At 74.2% G+C, this 23,306-nt stretch carries 23 protein-coding genes; 8 read left to right on the top strand and 15 right to left on the bottom strand.

Features of this window, described 5'->3' with window-relative positions; genetic code table 11:
• Positions 1 to 23: 23 nt before the first annotated feature.
• The 3 genes from KGD84_RS28695 to rarD all read right to left on the bottom strand — a co-directional run bounded on the left by KGD84_RS28695 (position 24) and on the right by rarD (position 3,569).
• Positions 24 to 1,457 carry a hypothetical protein gene (locus KGD84_RS28695; protein WP_220563452.1) on the bottom strand — a complete coding sequence of 478 codons (1,434 nt, stop codon included), beginning with the start codon at positions 1,455 to 1,457 and terminating at the stop codon, positions 24 to 26.
• A gap of 202 nt (positions 1,458 to 1,659) precedes the next feature.
• Positions 1,660 to 2,520 carry a hypothetical protein gene (locus KGD84_RS28690; protein ID WP_220563451.1) on the bottom strand — a complete coding sequence of 287 codons (861 nt, stop codon included), beginning with the start codon at positions 2,518 to 2,520 and terminating at the stop codon, positions 1,660 to 1,662.
• Positions 2,521 to 2,639: 119 nt separating this feature from the next.
• Entirely contained in the window at positions 2,640 to 3,569 is a 930-nt protein-coding gene (gene rarD, locus KGD84_RS28685; protein ID WP_220563450.1) for an EamA family transporter RarD, read from the bottom strand.
• 77 nt (positions 3,570 to 3,646) lie between these two features.
• Here rarD and KGD84_RS28680 point away from each other — a divergent pair, with 77 nt between their 5' ends.
• Together KGD84_RS28680 and KGD84_RS28675 are read left to right on the top strand one after the other, a co-directional pair.
• Positions 3,647 to 4,522 (top strand): phosphorothioated DNA-binding restriction endonuclease, encoded by an 876-nt coding sequence (locus KGD84_RS28680; protein ID WP_220563449.1) that lies wholly within the window; start codon positions 3,647 to 3,649, stop codon positions 4,520 to 4,522.
• A gap of 130 nt (positions 4,523 to 4,652) precedes the next feature.
• Complete coding sequence (locus KGD84_RS28675; RefSeq protein WP_220563448.1) at positions 4,653 to 6,326, top strand: FAD-dependent oxidoreductase; 1,674 nt, start codon at positions 4,653 to 4,655, stop codon at positions 6,324 to 6,326.
• Positions 6,327 to 6,379: 53 nt separating this feature from the next.
• Here KGD84_RS28675 and KGD84_RS28670 read toward each other — a convergent pair whose 3' ends face one another.
• Positions 6,380 to 6,709, bottom strand: coding sequence for a hypothetical protein (locus KGD84_RS28670; RefSeq protein WP_220563447.1), 330 nt, complete (start codon positions 6,707 to 6,709; stop codon positions 6,380 to 6,382).
• A gap of 363 nt (positions 6,710 to 7,072) precedes the next feature.
• On the opposite strand from KGD84_RS28670, the gene KGD84_RS28665 reads away from it, so the two are divergent.
• The gene (locus KGD84_RS28665) at positions 7,073 to 7,714 is read left to right on the top strand and encodes a DUF4333 domain-containing protein (RefSeq protein WP_220563446.1); all 642 of its coding nucleotides are present in this window, start codon (positions 7,073 to 7,075) and stop codon (positions 7,712 to 7,714) included.
• A 97-nt stretch (positions 7,715 to 7,811) separates the two neighbouring features.
• On the top strand, positions 7,812 to 8,204 hold the full coding sequence (locus tag KGD84_RS28660) for a VOC family protein (protein WP_220565357.1): 393 nt from the start codon (positions 7,812 to 7,814) through the stop codon (positions 8,202 to 8,204).
• A gap of 128 nt (positions 8,205 to 8,332) precedes the next feature.
• On the opposite strand, the gene KGD84_RS28655 is transcribed toward KGD84_RS28660, so the two are convergent.
• From KGD84_RS28655 to KGD84_RS28645, 3 genes are read right to left on the bottom strand one after another with little or no spacing between them, the layout of a single operon-like run.
• The gene (locus tag KGD84_RS28655; RefSeq protein ID WP_220563445.1) at positions 8,333 to 9,898 is read right to left on the bottom strand and encodes a tripartite tricarboxylate transporter permease; all 1,566 of its coding nucleotides are present in this window, start codon (positions 9,896 to 9,898) and stop codon (positions 8,333 to 8,335) included.
• On the bottom strand, positions 9,898 to 10,515 hold the full coding sequence (locus KGD84_RS28650; RefSeq protein ID WP_220563444.1) for a tripartite tricarboxylate transporter TctB family protein: 618 nt from the start codon (positions 10,513 to 10,515) through the stop codon (positions 9,898 to 9,900). The genes KGD84_RS28655 and KGD84_RS28650 overlap by 1 nt, the downstream gene beginning before the upstream one ends.
• The gene (locus KGD84_RS28645) at positions 10,512 to 11,504 is read right to left on the bottom strand and encodes a Bug family tripartite tricarboxylate transporter substrate binding protein (RefSeq protein WP_220563443.1); all 993 of its coding nucleotides are present in this window, start codon (positions 11,502 to 11,504) and stop codon (positions 10,512 to 10,514) included. The genes KGD84_RS28650 and KGD84_RS28645 overlap by 4 nt, the downstream gene beginning before the upstream one ends.
• 251 nt (positions 11,505 to 11,755) lie before the next feature.
• On the opposite strand from KGD84_RS28645, the gene KGD84_RS28640 reads away from it, so the two are divergent.
• The 3 genes from KGD84_RS28640 (at position 11,756) to KGD84_RS28630 (ending at position 14,669) form a co-directional block, all read left to right on the top strand.
• Positions 11,756 to 13,489 carry a sensor histidine kinase gene (locus KGD84_RS28640; RefSeq protein ID WP_220563442.1) on the top strand — a complete coding sequence of 578 codons (1,734 nt, stop codon included), beginning with the start codon at positions 11,756 to 11,758 and terminating at the stop codon, positions 13,487 to 13,489.
• Positions 13,486 to 14,169 (top strand): response regulator, encoded by a 684-nt coding sequence (locus KGD84_RS28635; RefSeq protein WP_220563441.1) that lies wholly within the window; start codon positions 13,486 to 13,488, stop codon positions 14,167 to 14,169. The genes KGD84_RS28640 and KGD84_RS28635 overlap by 4 nt, the downstream gene beginning before the upstream one ends.
• Before the next feature lie 128 nt (positions 14,170 to 14,297).
• The gene (locus KGD84_RS28630) at positions 14,298 to 14,669 is read left to right on the top strand and encodes a VOC family protein (RefSeq protein ID WP_220563440.1); all 372 of its coding nucleotides are present in this window, start codon (positions 14,298 to 14,300) and stop codon (positions 14,667 to 14,669) included.
• A gap of 43 nt (positions 14,670 to 14,712) precedes the next feature.
• Here the strand turns inward: KGD84_RS28630 and KGD84_RS28625 are convergent, their stop codons facing one another.
• Entirely contained in the window at positions 14,713 to 15,864 is a 1,152-nt protein-coding gene (locus KGD84_RS28625; protein WP_220563439.1) for an FAD-dependent oxidoreductase, read from the bottom strand.
• Positions 15,865 to 15,869: 5 nt separating this feature from the next.
• Positions 15,870 to 16,784, bottom strand: coding sequence for an RNA polymerase sigma-70 factor (locus tag KGD84_RS28620; protein WP_220563438.1), 915 nt, complete (start codon positions 16,782 to 16,784; stop codon positions 15,870 to 15,872).
• A 111-nt stretch (positions 16,785 to 16,895) separates the two neighbouring features.
• Here KGD84_RS28620 and KGD84_RS28615 point away from each other — a divergent pair, with 111 nt between their 5' ends.
• Positions 16,896 to 17,432 carry a GNAT family N-acetyltransferase gene (locus KGD84_RS28615; RefSeq protein WP_220563437.1) on the top strand — a complete coding sequence of 179 codons (537 nt, stop codon included), beginning with the start codon at positions 16,896 to 16,898 and terminating at the stop codon, positions 17,430 to 17,432.
• 150 nt (positions 17,433 to 17,582) lie between these two features.
• Here KGD84_RS28615 and KGD84_RS28610 read toward each other — a convergent pair whose 3' ends face one another.
• The 6 genes from KGD84_RS28610 to KGD84_RS28585 all read right to left on the bottom strand — a co-directional run bounded on the left by KGD84_RS28610 (position 17,583) and on the right by KGD84_RS28585 (position 22,941).
• Positions 17,583 to 17,795, bottom strand: coding sequence for a hypothetical protein (locus KGD84_RS28610; RefSeq protein WP_220563436.1), 213 nt, complete (start codon positions 17,793 to 17,795; stop codon positions 17,583 to 17,585).
• Between the two features lie 92 nt (positions 17,796 to 17,887).
• On the bottom strand, positions 17,888 to 18,097 hold the full coding sequence (locus tag KGD84_RS28605) for a hypothetical protein (protein ID WP_220563435.1): 210 nt from the start codon (positions 18,095 to 18,097) through the stop codon (positions 17,888 to 17,890).
• Between the two features lie 293 nt (positions 18,098 to 18,390).
• Positions 18,391 to 18,909: a hypothetical protein gene (locus KGD84_RS28600; protein WP_220563434.1), complete on the bottom strand. Its 519-nt coding sequence runs from the start codon at positions 18,907 to 18,909 to the stop codon at positions 18,391 to 18,393.
• Positions 18,910 to 19,088: 179 nt separating this feature from the next.
• On the bottom strand, positions 19,089 to 19,751 hold the full coding sequence (locus KGD84_RS28595; protein ID WP_220563433.1) for an NAD(P)H-binding protein: 663 nt from the start codon (positions 19,749 to 19,751) through the stop codon (positions 19,089 to 19,091).
• A 285-nt stretch (positions 19,752 to 20,036) separates the two neighbouring features.
• Complete coding sequence (locus KGD84_RS28590) at positions 20,037 to 21,023, bottom strand: 2-oxoacid:ferredoxin oxidoreductase subunit beta (RefSeq protein WP_255647122.1); 987 nt, start codon at positions 21,021 to 21,023, stop codon at positions 20,037 to 20,039.
• A gap of 67 nt (positions 21,024 to 21,090) precedes the next feature.
• Complete coding sequence (locus tag KGD84_RS28585; RefSeq protein WP_220563431.1) at positions 21,091 to 22,941, bottom strand: 2-oxoacid:acceptor oxidoreductase subunit alpha; 1,851 nt, start codon at positions 22,939 to 22,941, stop codon at positions 21,091 to 21,093.
• Positions 22,942 to 23,306: the final 365 nt, after the last annotated feature.

The following is a 23,306-nucleotide window of genomic DNA, read 5'->3' as shown; positions in this document are numbered from 1 at the left end:
GGTACGCGCCCGGGGGGAACCGCCTAGCTCACCACGGGCAGGGCCTCGGAGCCGGGCAGCGGGTTCAGGAAGGTCGGGTGCGACACCGTGCCCTCGGGCGCGGGCGGGGCCTCGGCGGTGCCGCCCTCGATGGAGACCAGGTCGCTGGTGTCCAGGTCCTCCAGCAGGGCGGGCCCGCGGCTCAGCCCGGCCACCAGGTCCTCGGCGGTGGACATGTCGGGGCCCTCGGCCAGGGTGGGCAGCGACGAGGTGTCGGCGACCTGCGGCAGGGCCTCGTCCACGGCGGGCAGCCCGGTGCCCACCCGCGGCACCTCGCTGTCGGCGATCGGCCCGTCGAGGGCGACCATCTCGGCCGAGCCCAGGTCGGAGGCGCCGGTCATCAGCGCGTCGGTCAGGTCCGACAGCCCCGGCGTCCGCTGCCCGTCGGGCAGCTGCGCGACGGCGGGCGTCTCCACGACGGCCGGCCCCTGCGCCAGGGGGGAGGTCTGCTGCTCGCGCTGGGGGACGGCGGTGATGCTCTCGTCCAGGTTGCGGTTGCCGACCGCCCCCAGGACCTCCTCCTCGCCCAGGCTCACGTAGTTGTCGTCGGTGACCGGGTTGGACTCCACCACGTCCTGGAGGGCCTTGGGCGTCTCCACACCGAACGCGTAGGCGAAGTCCCACATGTTCGGGACCACGGGCTCCTGGGCGCTCTGCGGCACGGTCCCGCCGGCGGCCGGCAGGGCGGGGGCCACGTCCAGGACCTCGCTGATCCCCAGGGTGTTCTCCCGGGTCAGCGCGGTGGGGTCGGACAGGTCCACGGCCTCGGTGACGGCCGCGGCCTCGGACAGCCGGGAGGCGTCGAGGCCCTGGGCCAGGTCGCCGGGGCGGGGCAGGTCGGAGACCGAGGGCACGCCCAACTCCTCGCGGAGGCCGTACGCCGCGACCACCGTGTGCGGGAGCACCTCGGAGGCGGCCCCCTCCACGGCCCCGCCCGCGCTCTGGGCGGTGGTCCCGAATTCGTCGCCCGCTTCGGTGGCCCGCTTCTGGACGGCCTCGCCCAGGTCGTGCCCGACGGTGTCGTGCGGGTTCCCGTCCAGGCCGGTCGCGTCCTGGGTGGCGGCGAGGGCGTCGGCCAGCGCCGCGCTCGGGTTGGCGACGCCGCCGACCGGGGTGGCGATCTCCGGCTCGCCGGCGGGCACCATCGCGGCCAGGTCGGGCGCGGGCTTGTCGGCGCGCGAGGTCTCCTGGAGTTCGGAGAGCGTGCTCCCGGCGACCGGGCCGATCCCGCCGGGGAAGGCGCTGTTCATGGTCGGGGCGACGCCCTCCACGAGCGCCCGCTCGACGGTGGGGGCGATCTCGGCGACGGGGGAGGCGAGCGCCTCGGCCCCCGAGACACCGGCGCCGAGGGCGACGAAGCCGGCGGTTCCGGCGGCGAGCAGAACAGCCCTGGCTGAAATGCGCTTGGCCTGCGACATGGGTTTCCTTCCGGAAGGCTCTGTGGTTGCGGTGTGCTGCGGGGCGGCCGCGACGTCGGGTCGGGCCGGCCGGGAGCCGGTGGACCACCGGCTGACGTGAATCACGTGAGCGGGACCGCGGCGGGGCGGTACGGGGCACGGGACTCAGGTCAGCTCCCAGAGCGGGAAGGGCTGGGAACGGGTCCGTCGGAGCGGCCCGTTCCTAGTCGGGGGAGACCGTGGGGTCGTCGGCGGCGCCCGCGGGCACCGGGTGCACGGCGTCGACGGCGGTCGAGAGCACGTCGGCGGCGGGAGCGGTGACGGGCACGACGGTGAGGTACCCGGCGACCGCGGGGGCGCCGGCCCCGGTGGGCGCGGCGGAACCGGTGGAGAGCTGGGGGGCCGCGGAGACGTCGTGCTCGGCGGCCGCGGGGCGCTGCCCGTCCACCGTCGCGGAGTCGGCGACCGCCCCGGCGGCCCGGAGCGCCGGGAGCGGCGCGGGGGCGGCGTCCCGGAGAACGGCCTCCCCGGGGCCGGACTCCCCGTCGGCCTCCCCGTCCCCGGCGTCGGAACGGGCGCTCCCGGCGGGCTCGGCCGCGGCCGCGGGGGCCGCCGCGCCGGGCTCCGCCGACGCGGGGGCCACGCGGGTGGCGGCGATGTGGGCCACGAGGTTCTCCGCCTGGACCTGGTCGGCGGCCGAGAGCTCGCGGACCACGCGCCGGGCGCCCTCGTGGACCTCCTCGCCGACCTCGGTGACGGCGGGGGCGGACTCCGTCCGCTCCTCCAGGCTCCGGTGGACGGTGCCCAGGGTGTCGGTGACCGGCGCGGCGACCTCGGCGACCCCGGCCTCCAGCGAGGGGTCCAGCCCCTGCGCGAGCCCGGTGTCCAGCGAGGCGGCCCGGTCCAGGGAGGCGGCCCGGTCCAGGCCGAGCGGTCCGGCGGTGTCGGCCTGCGCGGACGGCGCGCCGATCAGCCACAGGGCGGCCAGGGCCGCCCCGACGAACAGTGGTAGCAGCAGCAGGGAGGGCGGACGCACCACCGCGGCCGCGCGCGGGGCGCGGGGCGTGCGGCTGGTGCGGGACATGAGGGTGCCCTCCGTGACGTGCGGACCGTCGGGAACCGGGAGACATCCGGTTCGCGACTCGACGTTAGCACAAGGTCACGGATCGTAGTTTCGGATCGCCGGAACCGGGAACCCCGAGGTCAGTCGCAGGGCTCGACGGCCGGGTTCTCCGCCCGCCGCCGCTGCGCCGACCGCGCCCGCGCGCCGCGCACCTGGTCGAACGCGAACACGCACAGCGCCAGCCACACCAGCGCGAACCCGGCCCACCGGGCGGGCGGCATCTCCTCGCCCTGCACCAGCCAGCCGATGAAGAACATGATGGTGGGCGCGATGTACTGGAGCATCCCGATCACGCTCAGCGGCAGGCGCCGGGCCGCCACCCCGAACATCAGCAGCGGCAGCGCCGTCACGAAACCGCTGCCGACCAGCAGCGCCGTGTGCGCGGGGGACACCGAGACCACCGTCCCCGCCCCGGAGAACTCCAGGTACAGCACGTAGCCCAGGGCGGGCAGGAACATCACCAGGGTCTCCACGGTGAGGCTCTGCATCCCGTCCAGGTCCACGTACTTCTTCACCGCGCCGTAGGCGGCGAACGACGAGGCCATCAGCAGCGCCAGCCACGGCGTGACGCCGTAGCCGACCGCCATCACCACGACCGCGAGCAGGCCCAGGACCACCGCGGTCCACTGTGCCGCGCGCAGCCGCTCGGAGAACAGCACCACGCCCAGGCACACCGCCATCAGCGGGTTGATGAAGTACGCCAGCGAAGCCTGGAGGGTCTGCTCGGTCGACACCGAGTAGATGAACCCCCACCAGTTGAGGGAGATGAGGACCGCGGCGGCGGCCACCGGCAGCAGCCGGCGCGGGCTGCGGACCACCCCGGGCAGCCACTTCCAGCCGCGCCGGGCCAGCATCAGGAACACGCACATCGCCAGCAGCGACCACACCATGCGGTGGGCGAGGATCTCTGCGGGCTGGGCGGCGGAGAGGAAGGGCCAGTACAGGGCTGCGAAACCCCAGAGGAGGAAGGCGCCCGCCCCGAGGGCGACGCCGCGGTTGAATTCCGGCACGTCTGCAATCGTAGGACGATTAGTCCGGTATGTCGCCTGTGATCCCGCCCTCCGTCCCGCCGCTAGAGTCGTGCGCCATGGACTGGGAAGAGCGGATCGGCCGGATCAGGCAGTGGCGGCGCGACGGCGTGCGGGCGCCGCACAAACCCCTCCTGCTGCTGTACGCGCTGGGCCACCACCAGCGCCACGGCGACGCCCCCATCCTCTACAGCGCCGCCGAGGAGCGCCTCCGGCTGCTGCTGGACGAGTTCGCCCCACCGGCCAAGAACGGCACGACGCCGGCCTTCCCCTTCCGCCGCCTGGCCAACGACGACGGGCTGTGGCTGCTCGCCACGGACGACGGCGACGACCCCGGGGACAGCCCGGGCCGGCTGCGGCGCTCCGGAGCCCGGGGGAGCCTCGCCCCCGACTTCTCCCGCGCGCTGGAGGAGGACCCGGGGCTGCGCACCCGCGTCGCCCGCCTGCTGCTCGACGCGAACTTCCCGACCTCCCTGCACGAGGAGGTGCTGGCCCTGGCCGGGCTCTCCCTCGCCCCCGGGCGGTGGGCCGCGGCCGGCGACCGCGACCCCGCCTTCCGGGAGGCGGTGCTGGACGCCTACGGCCACCGGTGCGCGTTCTGCGGCTACGACGGGTGGATGGACGGCGTCCCGGTCGGCCTGGAGGCCGCCCACGTGCGCTGGTGGTCCCAGGCCGGGCCCGACACGGTGGACAACGGGCTGGCGCTGTGCTCCCAGCACCACCTGCTCCTGGACCGGGGCGTCCTCGGCCTCACCGCGGAGCTGACCCTGGACGTCTCCCCGCGCTTCGAGGCCCGCTCCGACCAGGCCCGGCGGACCGTCACCGACCTCGCCGGACGCGACCTGCTCCTGCCCGCGGCCTCCCCGCCGGTCGCCGCCGACCACGTGCGCTGGCACCGCGAGCAGGTCTTCAAGCACCCCGTCCGCGCCGCCTGAGGGACGCCCCCGCCGGTGATCCCGCCGGCGCTCCTCCCGGAGCGCCGACGGCGCCCCGCCGCCGGGACCCTGGAATCCGCGTGCCCGAACAGGTAGGAAAGGGATCTACGGGGGCGGAAGGGGCATCGGGATGGGTCGGTCTGCGCACGACGGGATCATGGAGAGGCTCCGGCCGCGGCTGGACTTCGCCCGGTTCGACCGGCTGCGCTCCTACGGAACCGGGCACGAGGTGGAGGCCGGCGACGTCCTCACCCGCGCCGGCGACTTCGAGCGCGACCTCATCGTCCTCGACGAGGCCTACGTCGAGGTGGTCCGCGAGGCCTCCTTCGGCCGCCCCGAGGAGGTCTTCATGACCATGGGGCCCGGCGACTTCCTCGGCGAGGTCAACCTGCTCGGCGACCAGATGGCCTTCGTGACGGTACGGGTCGTGGCACCGGGCCGGATCCACCGCCTGTCCAGGGAGCGGTTCCGCACGATGATGGCCGAGGAGGCGGAGCTCTCCGACACCGTCCTGGAGGCCCTGCTGGTCCGCCGGGAGTTCCTGCGCGAAGCGGTCCGCCCCGTCGACCTGATCGGCCGGCCCGACTCGTCGGCCACCCTGGCCCTGCGCACCTACGCCGCCCGGGTCCGGCTCCCCTACGAGTGGCACGACGCCGACGCGCCGGACGGCCGCAGGCTGCTCGACGCGGTGGGCCTGGCCGAGGGCGACCTGCCGGCCGTCGTGTTCGCCGGACGGGTGACCCGCGACGTCACCCCGGGGGTCCTGGCCGGACTCATCGGCAAGGCCTACCGGCCGAGCTGCAAGGACCTCGACCTCGTGGTGGTGGGGGCCGGGCCCGCCGGGCTGGCGGCCGCGCTCTACGGGGCGTCCGAGGGGCTGAACACCGTGGTCCTGGACGCCCTGGGCACCGGCGGGCAGGCCGCGTCCAGCTCCCGGATCGAGAACTACCCCGGCTTCCCGCACGGCATCGCGGGGGAGGAGCTGACCCGGCTGTCGGCGATCCAGGCGCTGAAGTTCGGCGCCGCGATGTACATGCCGTGCCGGGTGGACCGGCTGGACACCACCGGGCCCGACCCGGTGCTGTACCTGGCCGACGGCAGCCGTATCGACACCCGGGCGGTCGTGGTGGCCTCCGGCGCCCGCTACCGCACCCTGCCGCTGGAGCGCTGGGCGGACTTCGAGGAGGCGGGCTGCATCTTCTACGCCGCCACCGAACTGGAGGTGCGCTCGTGCTCCCGGCACCCGGTCACCGTGGTGGGCGGCGCGAACTCGGCGGGGCAGGCCGCCCTGTACCTGGCGGGCCGGGGCAGCCGCGTCGACCTCGTCGTCCGCGGCGCGGACCTGTCGGCCAAGATGTCGGAGTACCTGGTGGCGCGCCTGCACGACCACCCCGAGATCACCGTGCACACGAACACCGAGGTCACCGGGCTGAGGGGCGACGACAGGCTCGCGGAGGTCGTGCTCACGGACCGGCGCACCGGGCTCGGGGCACCCCGCCCGACCAGCGGCCTGTTCTGCTTCATCGGCGCCGACCCCGCGACCGAATGGCTGGACGGCGTCACCCGGGACCGCAGCGGGTTCGTGTGCACCGACACCGCCCTGGTCGAGTTGGGCCTGGGGCCCGTGTGGGAGGGGCTGGGGCGCGGACCGCTGCCGTTCGAGACCAGCGCCCCGTCGGTGTTCGCGGTCGGCGACACCCGCACCGGGTCGATCAAGCGCGTCGCGGCGGCGATGGGCGAGGGGGCCAGCGCGATCGCCTCGGTCCACACGGCCCTCGCGGAGCGGCGGCGCCGGGACCGGTGAGGCGGAGGCCCGGTCCCCCTCCGGGCCGTCCGTCTCACCGGTCCCGCACGCGGTCAGAGCACGACGCGGACGACGTTGTGGACGGGGCCCGAGATCGGCCCGGCGATCGGGCAGCCCACCATGGCGGTGCCGCTGCCCTCCACCACCGGCGAGGACACGAACTGGATGCCGAACATCATGGCGCAGCGTCCGGTGAGCTTCCAGCGGATGTCCTCGGACTCGGCCACACAGGTGTGGACCTCCTGGAAGTTGATCAGCTGCCGCGTGACGGTGCAGTCGAGGCCGTCGACCGGCTCGGCGGCGGCGGTGCCGGGGAAGACCGCGACGGTCAGGACTGCGGCGACGGCGGCGATGGCCGTGGCCAGGGGACGGGGGGTGCGCATGCTTCCTCCTGTGGTCGGCACCGGGCCGTTCCCGGTGCACCGGCAGGCTAAGCAGCCCGGCCGCCCCCGGCCCTATCCGCGCACTATCGGTCCTTGCCCGCCCCCGACAAGAGCGGGACCGCGCCGCATCCGGACGACCTTGTTCCGGTCGTCGAGGACGCACAGCACGTCGGTCGGTGCGGACGCCGGGGCCGGGCCCGGGGTGACGGCCCGGTCGACATCGGGTGAAGGGAGGGTGACGGAGGCAACGGGGAGGAGACCCTTCGGCCACGGGAGCATGGAGAAGCGCGCGTTCGCGGAACCCGTGCGCCCGCCACGGCGTCTGTCCGGGGGTACGTCCCCCGAACTGTAGAGGAGCCCGCAATGCAGCAGATCAGAGGCGGCAGGGTCATCGCCGGAGCCGTCCTGGGAGCGCTTCCCCTCCTTCTGGCCACCGGCTGCTCGTTCAGCATCGGCGGCCCCGCCGCCGTCGACGCGGAGCAGGTCGCCGAGCGGTCGAGCGAGATGCTGGCCGAGGAGGTCGGCCAGACCCCCGACGACTTCACCTGCGCCGACGACCTCCCCGCGGAGGTCGGCGCCGAGATCCGCTGCGAGCTCACCAGCGGCGGCGACACCCTCGGTGTGACCGTCACGGTGACCTCGGTCGAGGGCGGCGACGTCAACTGGGACGTCGTGGTCGACGAGGCCGCGACCGAGGAGGGCGCCGCCGGCGACACCGAGGCCGGGACCGAGCCCGCGGCCGGGGACGGCAACAGCGCCACCGCGGTCGACGGCACCGTGCCCGCCGACCAGGTCGCCCAGAAGTCGTCCGAGGCGCTGGCGGCGGCGGTCGGGCAGACCCCCGACGGCTTCAGCTGCCTGGAGGGCCTCCCCGCGCAGGTCGGCGCCGAGATCCGCTGCAACCTGGTGGACGGCGGCACGAACTACGGCGTGACCGTCACGGCGACCGCCGTCGAGGGCGACAACGTCAGCTGGGACGTCGTGGTCGACGACCAGCCCCTGTGACCGCGGCCCTCCGGGCCACCGCGGGGCGGGGCGGTCCCCGACCGCCCCGCCCCAGGGCCGTCCCGGGGAGACCGTGGTCTAGCGTGGTCCCGTGCACATGGACCTGGTCACCCTCGTAGTGGACGACTACGACTCCGCCATCGCCTTCTTCACAGAAGCCCTCGGCTTCGAACTGACCGAGGACTCCCCCTCCCTCACCAACGACGGCCGGGAGAAGCGCTGGGTGGTGGTCCGCCCGCCCGGAGCGGTCACCGGCCTCCTCCTCGCCCGTGCCGACGGCGAGCGCCAGAGCGCCGCCGTGGGCGGACAGACCGGGGGCCGGGTCGGCTTCTTCCTGAGGGTGGACGACTTCGCCGCCTCCCACGCCCGCATGGAGCGGCACGGGGTCCGGTTCGTCACCGAGCCCCGAGACGAGCCCTACGGCAGGGTCGCCGTCTTCCTCGACCTCGCGGGCAACCGCTGGGACCTCCTGGGGCCGCCCCCCGCCTGAGCACGGCACGTCCCGGCCCGGGCGTGCGAACGGCCCCCGGCGGACGGGCCGGGGGCCGTTCGGCGGCCGACCCCGGGAGTAGTGGGTCGGCTGGACGCCGGCCCCCGGGAGTAAGGGGCCGGCCGTGGTCAGGACACGCTCTCGCGCTCGCCGCCCTCCGCGGGCACGGCCTTCGCCGCCGCCCGCCTGCGCCGCAGGCCCGCGATCACCGGCACGAGCGCGGCGATCACCACCAGCGCGTACAGCCCGATCGAGATCCCGCTGCCGACCAGGATCGACGGGTCGCCCGAGGACGCCGCCAGCGCCCGCCGGAACTCCGTCTCCGCGATCGGCCCCAGCACCACGCCGATCAGCGCCGGTGCCACCGGGACCCCGAAGGACCGCATCACCAGCCCCAGCAGGGCCACCGCCAGCAGGATCACCAGGTGGGCGACCGACGCGTTGATCGCGTACACCGCCAGCACCGAGAACAGCGTGATCCCCGCGTACAGGTACGGCTTGGGCAGCTTCAGCAGCTTCGCCCACAGCGGCGCGAACGGCAGGTTGATGACGAGCAGCATCACGCTGCCGATCAGCAGCGACGCCAGCAGCGTCCACACCAGGTCCGCGTTGCGCTCGAACAGCACCGGCCCCGGCTGGAGCCCGTACTGCTGGAACGCCGCCAGCATGATCGCGGCCGTCGCCGACGTCGGCAGCCCCAGCCCCAGCAGCGGCACCAGCGTGCCCGCCGCGCTGGAGTTGTTGGCGGCCTCCGGCCCGGCCACGCCCTCGATGGCGCCCCGGCCGAACTCGTTCTCCTCCGGGTCGCCCCTGCGCTCCGCCCGCCGCTGGGCGAGCTTGCGCTCCACGCCCAGGGACACGAACGTCGGGATCTCGGCCCCGCTGCCGGGGATCGGGCCGAAGGTGCTGCCCAGCGCGGTCCCGCGCAGCCACGGGCCCCAGGACCGCTTCCAGTCCCGCCGGCTCAGCCACGGGCGCCCGGTGCGGATCGCGCCCAGGTTCGGCGCGGACCTGCCGCGCGCCACCACGTACAGCACCTCGCCCAGGGCCAGCAGCCCCACGGTCACGATGACGACGTCGATGCCGTCGAGCATCACGGCCGACCCGAAGTCGAACCGCGGCGTGCCGCTCTGGCCGTCGATGCCCACCACGCCGATCGCCAGGCCGATGAGCAGCGAGGTCACCCCGCGCAGCACCGACCCGGACACGACCGCGGCCACCGCCACGAACGAGAACACCGTCAGGGCGAAGTACTCGCCCGGTCCGAAGTTCAGCGCGAACGCCACCATCACCGGCGAGAAGAACGCCACGATCAGCGTGCCGACGATGCTCGCGAAGAACGAACCGATCACCGCGGTGCCCAGGGCCTGCGCGGCCCGCCCCGTCAGGGCCATCTTGTGGCCCTCGTACGTGGTGGCGATCGACGACGCCTGCCCCGGGGTGTTGAGCAGGATCGACGTGGTCGACCCGCCGAACATCCCGCCGTAGTACACGCCCGCGAACAGGATGAACGCGCTCGTCGGGTCGAGCTGGAACGTCACCGGCAGCAGCAGCGCCACCGCCATCGCCGAGCCCAGGCCAGGCAGCACCCCCACCGCGGTGCCCAGCACCACGCCCAGGAACGCCCACATCAGGTTGCCCGGGGTCAGGGCCGCGACGAGCCCGTCCCCGAGTCCGACCAGTGTCTCCGTCATCAGAGCACCCACCCCAGGATCCCGGACGGCAGGCTCAGGCCCAGGCCGAGCGAGAAGCCCACCTGGACGGCCGCCGACACCGACAGCGCCACCACGGCGTCACGCAGGTACGCGCGCGCCCCGAACGCGAAGGCCACCGCCCAGAACAGCAGCGCCCCCGCCAACAGCCAGCCCAGGAACTCCAGCAGGACCGTGTTCACCACCAGAGCCGCCACCACGATCAGGACCGGCCGGGCCTCGAACCACGCCAGGGTGTTGGCCGTCCCCTGGGGCCGCCGGCGCAGGTTCCCCACCACCAGGAACGCCGTCGCCGCCAGCAGCAGCGCGCCGATCATCCCCGGGAAGAAACCCGGTCCGGGCCGGGTCGCGTTGGCCGGCGCCTCGATGGTGAACGCGCCCCACAGCATGAGCGCGCCCACGGCCGCGGCCAGGGCGGGTACCACCCAGCGGGCCGGACCGCCCCAGGGCGCCGTGTCCGGGTCGAGGCCGTCCCCGGCCCGCGCCGCCTCGGCGGCGCCCTCGGCCTCCGCCGCCTTCGCGGCCTCCGCGGCCCCGTCGGTCTCCGGGACCGGGGCCCCGGACTCCGGCGCCGCCTTCTCCGTTCCGTTCACGGTCACAGCCCCAGCTCCTCGATGGTCTCCTGCGTGGCGACGACCTCCTCCTCCAGGAACGCGGTGAACTCCTCGCGTCCCTGGTAGGTGTCCGTCCACCGGTTGCGCTCCAGGGTGTCGGCCCACGACGGGCTCTCCACCAGCTCCCGCACCTGCTCCTCCAGGGCCTCGACCTCGGCGTCGGTCAGCCCCGGCGGGGCGATGACCCCGCGCCAGTTCGACATCTCGACGTCGTAGCCCTCCTCGAGCATCGTCGGCGCGCCCAGGCCCTCCAGCCGCTCGGGCGAGGACACGGCCAGGGCCCGCAGCGGGCCCCCGTCGCCCACCTGGTCGGCGAAGTCGCTCAGGCTGCTGAACCCGACCGCGGCGGTCCCCGACAGCAGCGAGGTCAGCACCTCGCCGCCGCCCGAGTACGGCAGGTAGTTGATCTCCGCGGGGGTGAGGTCCATGGAGCGGGCCACCCGCCCGGCGAAGATCTGGTCCACGCCGCCCATCGAGCCGCCCGCCACCGGCAGGGTCCCCTCCTGGGATGCCCAGTCCTCGGCGAGGTCGTCCAGGCTCTCGTAGGGCGAGTCGGCGGGCACCACCACGACCTGGTACTCCGAGGCCAGCTGGGCGATCGGGGTGATGTCGTCCATCGTGTACGGCGACCCGGTGGTCTCCACCGCGCCCACCATGCCCAGACCGGTCATGGACATCACGGTGTGCTGCCCCTCCCGGTTGACGACCTGCGCCAGGCCGATGGTGCCGCCCGCGCCCTCCGCGTTGCGCACCTCGACGTTGAAGCGGATGTCCTCCTCGCGCAGGCCGTTCTGCATCTCCCTGGCCAGGGTGTCCCATCCACCGCCCGGTGCGGCGGGTGCGATGAGCAGGAGCTTCTCCTGCTCACCGGTGCCCGACGCCGCGCTCTGGCGCACGTCGAACAGTGCTGTCCCCACCAGCAGGAGGGCGCAGAGCCCGCCCGCGACACGGAGCGGCACGCCGCGTTCGCGCATCGCTGTCTCCTTCCGACCTCGTTCGCCCCCTCGCCGTGCGGGAACGAGGAGAGCCGGGTCACAGTGTGACGCGGCGCACGCCCGTGTAAGAGTGTTGTTAAAACTGGCGTCATATTGGTCGTATTGTTCGTGACGAGCAGCCGAACGGGGCGCCCACCTGGGCCTTCCCAGACCCGGAAGGCGTCCCGCCGGCGCCGCGACCACGACGCCGACACCGCGACCGCACCGATCCCCTCCCGGAAGGCCCCGGCATGACCGCGCGCATCCTGCGACGGCCGCCGCGCACCACCGCCCCGCGCACCCGTCCCCGCCTGTCCCTGACCGGCTCCCTGTTCGTCGGCTACGTGCTCCTGCTCGCCGCGGCCCTGGTCGCCGTCGGCTCCCTGTGGGTGTTCCACCTCGACCGGCACACCGACCGGCAGTACACCGAGCGCGTGCTCAGCGTGGCCCGGGCGGTCGCCGTCATGCCCGCGGTCGTGGAGGGCGTGCAGTCCCGCGACCCGGCCGCTGCCCTGGACCCGACGGCGGACCGGATCGCCTCCGCCACCGACGTGGAGTACCTGGTCATCGCCTCCCCCCAGGGCATCCGCTACACCCACCCGGACAAGGACCGCATAGGGGAGATGGTGTCCACCCCGCCCGGGCCGGCGGCGCGGGGGGAGGAGTGGACGGGGGTGGAGACCGGCACCCAGGGGCGCACGGTCCGGGCCAAGGTCCCCGTGTTCTCCGGCGGCGGATCGGTCAACGGCGGCGACGCCCGCGGCGAGGTGGTCGCCTACGTCTCCCTGGGCATACTCAGCTCCGACGCCGCCACCGAGGCGCGCGCCGCCGTCCCCGCCGTCCTGGGCACGGTCGTCGTGGTCCTGGGCCTGGGCGTGATCGGCGCGTGGTCGCTGTCCCGCCAGGTCAGGACCAAGACCCACGGGCTGGAACCGGCCGACATCACCGCGCTGCTGGAGAGCCGGGAGGCGCTCCTGCACGCCGTCCGCGAGGGCGTGCTCGCCGTCGACGCGCAGGGCCGGCTCGTCTTCGCCAACCCCCCGGCCCGCGCGATGCTGGGGCTCCCCGACGGCGCCGAGGGGCGTACCCTGGACGAACTCGGCGCCTCGGAGCGGGTCCGCGACATCGTCTCGGGGGCCGACCGGGGCAGGGACCTGCTCCTGCTCTCCGGCGACCGCATCCTGGTCGCCAACCGCAGGACGGTCCGGATCCGGGGCGAGGAGACCGGCGCGGTCGTGACCTTCCGGGACCGCACCGAGCTGGACCGGCTCACCGGCGAGCTCGACGGCGCCCGCACCGTCACCCGGGGGCTGCGGGCCCAGACCCACGAGTTCGCGAACCGGATGCACACGCTCGCCGGGCTGCTCGACCTGGGCGCCCACGAGGAGGCCCGCGCCTACCTGGCGGACCTGTCGGCGGCGCACACCCGCACCAGCACGGGCATCGCCGAGCACGTCGCGGACTCGGCGGTGGCCGCCCTGGTCATCGCCAAGTCGGCGCAGGCCGCCGAGATCGGGGTGGACCTGCGGATCTCCCCGATGACGGAGGTGCCCGCACTGGACCGGGGGCTGCGGGCCGACGCCCTGCTGGTGCTGGGCAACCTGGTGGACAACGCGCTGGACGCCGTCGCGGGCGGCGGCCGGGGATGGGTGGAGCTGATGGTGCGCCTGCACCGGGCCGGGGCGGACGGGCCGCCGCACGACCTGCTGGAGATCCGGGTGACGGACTCCGGGCACGGGGTGGCCGACGGGATCGCCGAGGAGATCTTCCGCCTCGGGTTCACCACCAAGGCGTCCCGGGACGCGGGCGGGCGCGGGCTGGGCCTGGCCCTGGTCAAGCAGGTGTGCGAGGGCAGAGGGGGGAGCGTGGAGATGGAGGCGCCCGACGGTGAGGAGGGCGCGGTGTTCACCGCCTACCTGCCCGCGGCCGAGCGGGCCTCCGCGGGCGCCCCGGAGGGCACTGGGGCCGCGGGGGAGGACCGGTGATCCGCGTCCTGGTCGTGGACGACGACGTGCGGGTGGCCCGCAACCACCAGGACCTGGTGGAGTCGCTGCCCGGGTTCACCGCGGTGGGGGTGGCGCACACGGCGGCGACCGCCCTCGCCCAGATCCGCGGCCACCGCCCGGACCTGGTGCTGCTCGACCTGCACCTGCCCGACGCGTCGGGGATCGAGGTGATGCGGACGCTGCGCGCGGCCGCCGCCGACGAGGCCCGCCGCACCGACTTCCTCATGATCACGGCGGTGCGCGACATCGCCCAGGTCCGCGACGCCCTGCACGGCGGGGCGGTGCACTACCTCCTCAAGCCGTTCCCCCTGAGCGCCCTGCGCGACCAGCTCGAACGCTACGCGGTGGCCCACCGCCAGATGGACTCCGCGGGGGAGGCCACCCAGCAGGACGTGGACCGGCTGTTCGGCCTGCTGCGCCCCCCGGGCGGACGCTCGCTGCCCAAGGGCCTGACCTCGGCCACGGCGGAGCTGGTCGCGGGGGTGCTGCGCGACGCCGACGGCGACCTGTCCGCGTCGGACGTGGCCGAGCGCTCGGGCGTCTCCCGGGTGACCGCGCGCCGCTACCTGGAGTACCTGTGCGCCGACGGCCGCGCCGAGCTGCGCATGCGCTACGGCTCGGCCGGGCGCCCCGAGCACCGCTACCGCTGGGTCGCCTGACCGCGTGCTCCGGAGACCCCGTGCCCCGGAGACCCCGTGCCCCGGTGACCCCGGGTTCCGTGACACGGCGTCCGGGAGGGGGCGACGAACGCCCCGGGAGCGTCGGTGACGGATGGCACACTCGGAGGATGCTGGACCATCTGATCATCCAAACCGACGACGTCGCGGCCAGCGCCGCCTTCTACGACGCGGTCCTGGCGCCCCTGGGCGGCGGACGCCTCCTCGTCCTCGGGGAGGCCATCGGGTACGGCGCCGGCCGGGCGCCCGACTTCTGGGTCGGCCCGCACCGCACCGGCGGGGGCTTCCGCGAATCGCACATCGCCTTCACCGCCCCCGACCGGGCCGCGGTGGACGGCTTCTTCGAGGCGGCGGTCGCCGCCGGGGCCGAGGTGCTGCACGAGCCGAGGGTGTGGCCCGAGTACCACGAGCACTACTACGGCGCGTTCGTCCGCGACCCCGACGGCCACAACGTCGAGGCCGTCTGCCACCGCCCCGCCTGACCGCGGGCCGGGGGTGGCGGTCCGCCCCCGGCCCCGGCGGTGGTCAGACGGAGCGGGGGGCGCGGGCCGAGACCGCCGCCGTGGCGGCGCGGACCGCGCTCGCCACCGAGACCTCGCCCAGCAGGCCGGGCGCGGCCACCGAGTCCCCCGCCAGGTACACGCCGTCCCCCCGGTCGACCGCCGGGCGGTCGCGCCACGTGGTGCCCGGCAGGTCCAGCGCCCCGGTGCGCCCCCTGGCGACCTGGTCGCGGCGCCAGGTCACCCGGCTCCGCCAGTCCGGCAGCGACATGTCCAGCAGCCGCTCCAGCCGGTCGGTCACCGCCGTCCGGGACTCCCCGGGCCGCACCGGGATCTGCGCCTGCACCAGCTCCTCGCCCTCGGGGGCGAGCGTGCGGTCCACCCGCGTGTACCGCTCCACGAAACCGCACTCGTCGGCGTCGAACACCACGAACGGGTCCCGCCCCCGGCGCAGCCCCAGGTCCACGAGCAGCGCGTGTCCGCTCTCCCACTCCAGCGACGGGTCGCCCAGCAGCGCGCGGGCCGACGCCAGGGAGGTCGCCACGATCACCGGCCGGTCCCCGGGCAGCGCGTCCACCCGCGCCCCCGTCTCGACCCGAACGCCCATCTCCCGGGCCCGCCGGGCCATCCGGTCGACCAGCGCGGTCCAGCCGCCCACCAGGTACAGCGGCGCCGGCCGCTTCGGCGACAGCACCCGCTGGAACCTCTCCCACACGAACTCCGCCGACAGCCGCGAGGGGTCGTGGTCGAACAGCGCCACCCCCATGTAGTTCGCGGCCACCCGCGCGGACCTCTCGCCCAGGTGCTCGCGCGCCCAGGACCCGAAGTCGCGGTCGTGCGGGGCCCGCAGGCGCCGGCGCGCGGCCGCGCCCAGCAGCGCGGGCGACAGGGCCGACCGCACCCGGCCGTCCTCGCGCATCCTCACCCCGGGGACCGCCGCCAGCGGGAACCGGCGGTACGCCGGGACCAGGTCCCGCTCCAGCAGCCACTGCGCGGCGAACCCGTCGCCGTACAGGACGTGCGGCCCCTCGTTGGCCACGTACGGCGGGTCGGTCGCCCGGGCCCGTCCGCCCGGGGTGGAGTGTGCTTCGTACAGGGTCACGGAGGCGCCGCTCTCGGCGCCGGCGATGGCCGCGGTCAGACCGGCGAGGCCACCGCCCACAACGGTGAGTTCCATACCCCCTAGGACGGATCGGGCAGGCGCAGATGTGACATCTTGTCGGGGTTGGCCACCAGGTACACGTTCCGGATCCGGCCGCCGTCCACGTCCAGGACGACCGCGGCGACGATCCGGCCCGCGGCGGCGCAGATCAGGGCCGGGGCCCCGTTGACCTCGCCGACCTCCACGCGGATGTCCGCCGCCGGCGCGCCGATCGACGCCAGGAACTTCTCGAAGCTCCCCGGCAGCGCCATCAGGAACCGGCCGACCTTGTCCCGGCCCAGCAGCACCCGCAGCGGCGCCCTGGCCTTGCCGCCGCCGTCCCCGACCAGGGTGGCGTCCTCGGCGAGCAGCCCCTTGAGCCCGTCCAGGTCGCCCTCCACGCAGGCCCGGAGGAAGCGCTCGGTGATGCGCCGCCGCGCCGACCGGTCCGCCTCGAACCGCGGCCGGCGCTCGCGCACGTGGTCGCGGGCGCGCCGGGACAGCTGCCGGGTGGCGGACTCGCTGCGCTCGATGATCTCGGCGATCTCCGCGTACGGCATCTGGAAGGCCTCCCGGAGCACGAACACCGCGCGCTCCAGCGGGCTGAGCGTCTCCAGTACCACCAGGAACGCGAACTCCACGGTGTCGGCGAGCTCGGCCCGGTCGGCGCCGTCGGGCAGGTCGCTCACGGGCTCGGGCAGCCATTCGCCCACGTAGGACTCCCGGCGGGCGCGGGCGCTGCGCAGCCGGTCGATGGCCAGCCGCGAGACGATGGTGACGAGGTAGGCGCGCGGGTCCTCGATGCCGGCCCGGTCGGCGCCGGACCAGCGCGGCCACGCCTCCTGGACCACGTCCTCGGCGTCGGAGGCGGTGCCCAGGATCCGGTAGGCGACCCCGGTCAGCGCCGAACGGTGGGCTTCGAAGACACCGGCGGCGTCGGAGGTATCGGTCGTCATGACACAGAAGACGTACCACGCACCCCCCGGTGTGACACCCGCCGGGGGATGATTCCGTGGGTGTCCTTCCCGCGGGACGACATCCGCGGAACGGAACGAGGAGTGGGACGGATGTACCGATTGCGGCTCTGGGAGCCGGGCGACGCCGAACGCCTGCTGTCGGCCTTCGCCGAACCCGGGCTGGCCTGGCAGTCCCCGGAGGTCCCCGCCACCGGGGAGGAAGCGCTGGCCTGGATCGGCCGTCAGCGGACGGCCGCCGAGGCGGGCGACGCGTTCGGGTTCGCCGTCACGGACGGGACGGGCGTCGCCCTGGGGCACGTGCAGGTGTCGGTGACCAGCCGCGCTCACGACCTGGGCTGGGTGTCCTACTGGGTGCACGCCGACGCCCGCGGGCGCGGGGCGGCCACGGCGGCGGCCCTGCTGGTCGCCGAGTACGCCTTCGCGGAGACCGGCCTGTTCCGGCTGGAGCTGGGCCACCGGCTCAACAACCCGGCCTCCTGCCTGGTGGCGCGGCGCGCGGGGTTCCGCCCGGAGGGGATCGAGAGGCAGAAGCTGCACTACGGCGACGAGCGCTTCGACACGGGCACGCACGCCCGGCTGCGCACGGACGGGGTGGCCGGGGTCCCGCTCACGGCCTGCGGCTCCTGAACCGTCGGGCCGGGCGGGCGCGCCCGGCCCCGGACACGCGAACGGCGCGGGCCGGGTGCAGGCCGGACCGCGCCGGAGTTCACGCTTGGAACCGGTTCGCACGAGGGCGGGGCGTGTCGACCGCCTCCGCCCTCGGCCACGGGGCCGTGACTAGTCCAGGGCCACGATGCCCGAGGTGGACTCGTTGGAGACCACGTTGCAGCCGTCCATGCTGACCAGCGAGAAGGTGATCACGTCGGCGCAGATGGGCACGGTGATGTTCTGGATGTCGGCGTTGTTGTCGGCCGCGGCGGTGCCGGTCATCGCGCCGAAGGCGAGGCCGGTGGCGAGGATGAGGCCGGAGACGGAGGCGAAGCGCTTCATGGTGTAGCTCCTTTTCGGTTACGGGTGTGAAGGTCGTGCAGGGCGGGACGGCGACGTCCCGGGTCGGCGGCCGCGGGGGCCGCCGGGGCCGGCTAGCCGGCGGCGATGCCGGAGGTGGCGTCCCAGCTGACGACGTTGCAGCCGTCGGCGCTGACGCCCGCGGCCTGGAGAACGTCCACGCACACCGGGATGGTGAGGTTCTGGACGTTGGCGTTGTTGTCGGCCGCGGCGGTGCCGGTCATCGCGCCGAAGGCGAGGCCGGTGGCGAGGACGAGGCCGGAGATCTTGGCGATGCGGGTCATCGTGGAAACCTTTCGGAAGCTCACTAACGGGGTGGCTGTAGCCGCCGGAATTAACTTAGCGTAGTCATCCGCATGCCCGGAGTACTTTGAGGGAAGAATCCAGAGTTTCTTCGAGGTTTTCTCGGGTTCCTGTCCGACATGAAGGACATGTCGGAGGACGGACCCCCTCCGTGTTACAGAACCGAGAGATCCGCCCGCCCGCACGCGCCCCCGCCCGCCCCCCGCGCACGCGAAAGGGGCCCGTGCGGCTCACCGCACGGGCCCCTTTCGCACCCCTCACCGAGGGGTCGGGGTCACCAGCCCTGCTGCTGTCCGTAACCCGGGTACTGCTGCCCGTATCCGGGCTGCTGCTGGCCGTAGCCCGGCTGCTGCCCGTAGCCCGGGTACTGCTGCTGGTCGTAACCGGGGTACTGCTGCTGGCCGTAGCCCTGCTGCTGTCCGTAACCCGCGTAGGGGTCCGGCTGGGCCCCGGTGTGCTGCGGGTAGGCCTGCTGCTGGCCCGACGGCTCCGGCTGCTGCGCCTCCTGCTGCTGCGCGGCGTCCTTCTTCTTGGCCTCGGGGTCCGGGCGGAAGATGAACATGCGGGTCGGCTTGTCCTTCTCGCCGTCCTCACCCGGGGTGATCAGGTCCAGCCGCCAGCCGGCCTCCTCGATCCCCTCCAGGATGCGGGTCAGGCCCGGGCGCAGCTTGCTGGAGGCCTCGTCGTAGGCGTTGATCTCCAGCTGGATGATGAACATCCGCCGCTTCTGCTGCGCCGCGACCTTGGCGTGCTCGACGACCGTGCTGTCCCTCACGACCTGTGTGACGCTCATGAATAACCGTACCCATCTGCTCTGTAGGAGCCGTCAGTACCCGTCGGGCTGCTATACCCGGTCATCCGCGTCCAACCGTGGCGGGACTCCGCCGGGTTCCGCCAACCATCATGCCTTCTATGGGTCCATCTGGCCACAGAAGGACGGAAGCGGCCGCTCTGAGCGGCCGCGTTCGGCTTTCAGCGGGCGGCGGCGCGGACGGCCTCGACGACGGGCGTCTCACCGTTCACGAGGTTGAGAACCCTCCCGACCGTCTCCGGTTCGTCCAAGAGGGCGACGATCACGGCGGCGACGTCGTCCCGGGTCACCGAGTCGCGCTCCACCTTCTCGCCCAGGGCCACCCGGCCGGTGCCGGGCTCGTCCGTGAGGCGTCCCGGGCGCAGGATCGTCCAGTCCAGCTCCAGGGTGCGTTCGCGCAGGTCGGCGTCGGCCGCGCGCTTGGCCTCCACGTAGGCGGCCCACACCTCGTCGCTGTCGGGCGGGAGCGGGTTGTCCACGCCGATGGCGGAGACCTGGACCAGGCGGCGCACCCCGGCCAGCGAGGCGGCGTCGGCGGTCAGCACCGCGGCCCTGTGGTCGACGGTCTCCTTGCGGGCGGCCCCGCTGCCCGGCCCGGCGCCCGCGGCGAACACCACGGCGTCGGCGTTCATGACCTTCTCCGTCAGCTCGGTGACGGTGGCCTTCTCCAGGTCGATCAGCACGGGCTCGGCGCCCGCGTCGACGACGTCCTGCGAGTGGTCGGGATTGCGGATGAGGGCGACGGGCTCGTCCCCGCGCGCGGCCAGCAGCCCGGCCAGCCGCAGCGCGATCTTCCCGTGTCCCCCGGCGATGACGATACGCATACCGGCACCCTAAACCCGGGCTCCGCCCCCGCGGGGCTCCCGGCGCCCGGTCGTGCGCCACACCCCGGCGGGGGAATGCGGACGGCCCGCCCCCGCCGGGAGGCGGGAGCGGGCCGCGGGCGACCGCGCCGTGTCTCCGGGGGCCGTTCCTGCGAACGCCCTCCGGTGCGCCCGGGGGCCGCGAGCCCGGGGCCGCGCGCCCGGGGGACCCGCGACGCGCGGGCGGGGACGAAGGCCCCCGCCCGCCAACGGGCGTGCCGGAGCAGGGGCCCGAGAGAACACGCCCTAGTCGACGACCCAGGTGTCCCCGCCCGCGAGCAGGGCCGCCAGCTCCCCGTCGCCGCGCTCGGCGCGGGCGTCGGCGATCTGCTCGTTGACCAGGTCGTCGTAGGTGGGACGGCGCACGTCCCGGAACACCCCGATCGGCACGTGCTCGAACGCCGGGCGGTCCAGCCGCGACAGCGCGAACGCGTACCCCGGGTCCTCCCGGTGCGCGTCGTGGCGGATCACCCGGTCCTCGCCCGCGGACTCCGCGTCCACCACCTCCAGGCCGCCGTACTCCCCGGCGACCACGCCCCGGCCGTCGCCCAGGCGCAGCGGCTCGCCGTGCTCCAGCCGCAGCAGCCGGGTGTCCCCGGCCCGCGGGTCCTTCAGCGGCTCGAACGCGTCGTCGTTGAAGATCGGGCAGTTCTGGTACACCTCCACGAACGACGCGCCCGGGTGCTCGGCCGCCGCCCGCAGCACCGACGTCAGGTGCTTGCGGTCGGAGTCGACCGACCGCGCCACGAACGTGGCCTCCGCGCCCAGCGCCAGCGACACCGGGTTGAACGGGTGGTCCAGCGACCCCACCGGCGACGACTTGGTGATCTTGCCGGCCTCGGAGGTGGGCGAGTACTGGCCCTTGGTCAGCCCGTAGATCCGGTTGTTGAACAGCAGCACGTTGATGTTCACGTTGCGGCGCAGGGCGTGGATCAGGTGGTTGCCGCCGATCGACAGCCCGTCGCCGTCACCGGTGACCACCCACACCGACAGGTCGGGGCGGCTGGTGGCCAGGCCGGTGGCGATCGCCGGGGCGCGGCCGTGGATCGAGTGGACCCCGTACGTGCTCAGGTAGTACGGGAACCGGGAGGAGCAGCCGATCCCCGACACGATCACGATGTTCTCGCGCGGCACCCCCAGCTGGGGCAGGAACGACTGGAACGCGGCCAGGATCGCGTAGTCGCCGCACCCCGGGCACCAGCGCACCTCCTGGTCGGACTTGAAGTCCTTCATCTTGTAGGCGGTGTCGGTCTTGGGCACCAGCCGGAGCCCCGCGAAGCCGCCGTCCCCCTGCGTGTGCTCAGTCACGGTCGATGACCTCCTGAAGCGCTCCCGCCAGCTCCTCCGCCTTGAACGGCAGGCCGCGGACCTTGTTGTAACCGATGACGTCGACCAGGAACCGGCCGCGCAGCAGCAGGGCCAGCTGGCCCAGGTTGATCTCCGGCACGACCACCCGGTCGTAGCGGCCCAGCACCTCGCCCAGGTTCGCCGGGAACGGGTTGAGGTGGCGCAGGTGCGCCTGCGCGACCCGGCGGCCGGTGCGGCGCACCCGGCGGACCCCCGCGGTGATCGACCCGTAGGTGCCGCCCCAGCCCAGGACCAGCACCCGGGCCTCCCCGCCGGGATCGTCCACCTCCAGTTCGGGGATGTCGCGGGCGATGGCGTCCACCTTGGCCTGCCGGGTGCGCACCATCAGGTCGTGGTTGGCCGGGGTGTAGGAGATGTCGCCCGTCTCGGCGTGCTTCTCGATGCCGCCGATCCGGTGCTCCAGCCCGGCGGTGCCCGGCACCGCCCAGGGCCGGGCCAGGGTCTCCTCGTCGCGCAGGTACGGCAGGAAGGCCCCGTCGGGCCCGTTGGGCTCCGTCGCGAACCCCGGCTCGATCACCGGCAGGTCGGCCACCTCCGGCAGCCGCCACGGCTCCGAGCCGTTGGCCAGGTACCCGTCGGAGAGCATGATCACCGGCGTCCGGTAGGTGACGGCGATCCGCACCGCCTCCAGGGCCGTCGCGAAGCAGTCGGCCGGGGAGGCCGGTGCCACCACCGGCAGCGGCGACTCGCCGTTGCGCCCGTGGAGCGCCATCAGCAGGTCGGTCTGCTCGGTCTTGGTGGGCATACCGGTGCTCGGCCCGGCCCGCTGCACGTCGACGATGACCAGCGGCAGCTCGGTCATCACCGCCAGCCCCACCGTCTCCTGCTTGAGCACCATGCCCGGCCCCGAGGTGGTGGTCACCCCCAGGGCCCCGCCGAACGCCGCGCCCAGGGCGGCGCCCACGCCGGCGATCTCGTCCTCGGCCTGGAACGTGCGCACCCCGAACGCCTTGTGCCGGGACAGCTCGTGCAGGATGTCCGAGGCCGGGGTGATCGGGTAGGAGCCCAGGAACAGCGGCAGTCCCGACCGCCGCGAACCGGCGATGAGCCCGTAGGCGGTGGCCAGGTTCCCGGTGATGTTGCGGTAGGTGCCGGCGGGCAGCCGGGCGGGCTTGATCTCGTAGGAGACCGCGAAGTCCTCGGTGGTCTCGCCGAAGTTCCAGCCCGCCTGGAACGCGGTGAGGTTGGCCTCCAGGATGTCCGCCTTCTTGGCGAACTTGGACTTCAGGAAGGCCGTCGTGCCCTCCGTCGGCCGGTTGTACATCCACGACAGCAGGCCCAGCGCGAACATGTTCTTGGCGCGCTCGGCGTCCTTCTTGGAGATGTCCAGGCCCTTCAGGGCCTCCACCGTCATGGAGGTCAGCGGTACCGCGCTCACCTTGAACCCGTCCAGGGTCCCGTCGGTGAGCGGGTCGGCGGCGTAGCCGACCTTGGTCAGGGCGCGCTTGGTGAACTCGTCGGTGTTGGCGATCACGGTGGCGCCGCGTGGCAGGTCGGCCAGGTTGGCCTTCAGCGCCGCCGGGTTCATGGCCACCAGGACGTCCGGGGCGTCGCCCGGGGTCATGATGTCGTGGTCGGCGAAGTGCAGCTGGAAGCTGGAGACACCGGGCAGGGTCCCGGCGGGCGCACGGATCTCCGCGGGGAAGTTCGGCAGGGTCGACAGGTCGTTGCCGAACGCGGCCGTTTCCTGGGTGAAGCGGTCACCGGTCAGCTGCATCCCGTCGCCGGAGTCCCCGGCGAAGCGGATGACGACGCGGTCGAGCTGTTCGATCTGTTTGGACACTGAGATCGACGACCTCCTCGGCCGCCGGTTGTCGGGGCGGCGGCGCTTGTGAGTGTCAGCCCTCCGGCCGGGGCGCACCGCTGCGGGGCGGCCCCCCGGTCCTGCGAGGACACGGACGGGGAGTGCGGCCCCCGCGTCCACCGGGTGCGCCAACCCTGGGGAACGCGGCGAGGCACGACCGCGCGCGGACGCGGAGCGGTGTCCGCGGCCTCGCGCAGGGAGTGATCAGGGCCACGTTCGCACTATAGGTCGTCGGGGCGGCGCGGACCGCTGCCGGGTGGCGATTGTCACATGTGCGCCGTGGGCGGTGCGGAGGGCGGGCGCCGCGGCCGCCGTGGCCGGGATCCGGCCCTGCGGCCGCCACG

It is taken from the genome of Nocardiopsis changdeensis, assembly GCF_018316655.1.
GTDB lineage: Bacteria > Actinomycetota > Actinomycetes > Streptosporangiales > Streptosporangiaceae > Nocardiopsis > Nocardiopsis changdeensis.
The sequence above is the reverse complement of the archived record's forward strand: the minus strand, read 5'-3'. Positions and strand labels throughout refer to the sequence as shown.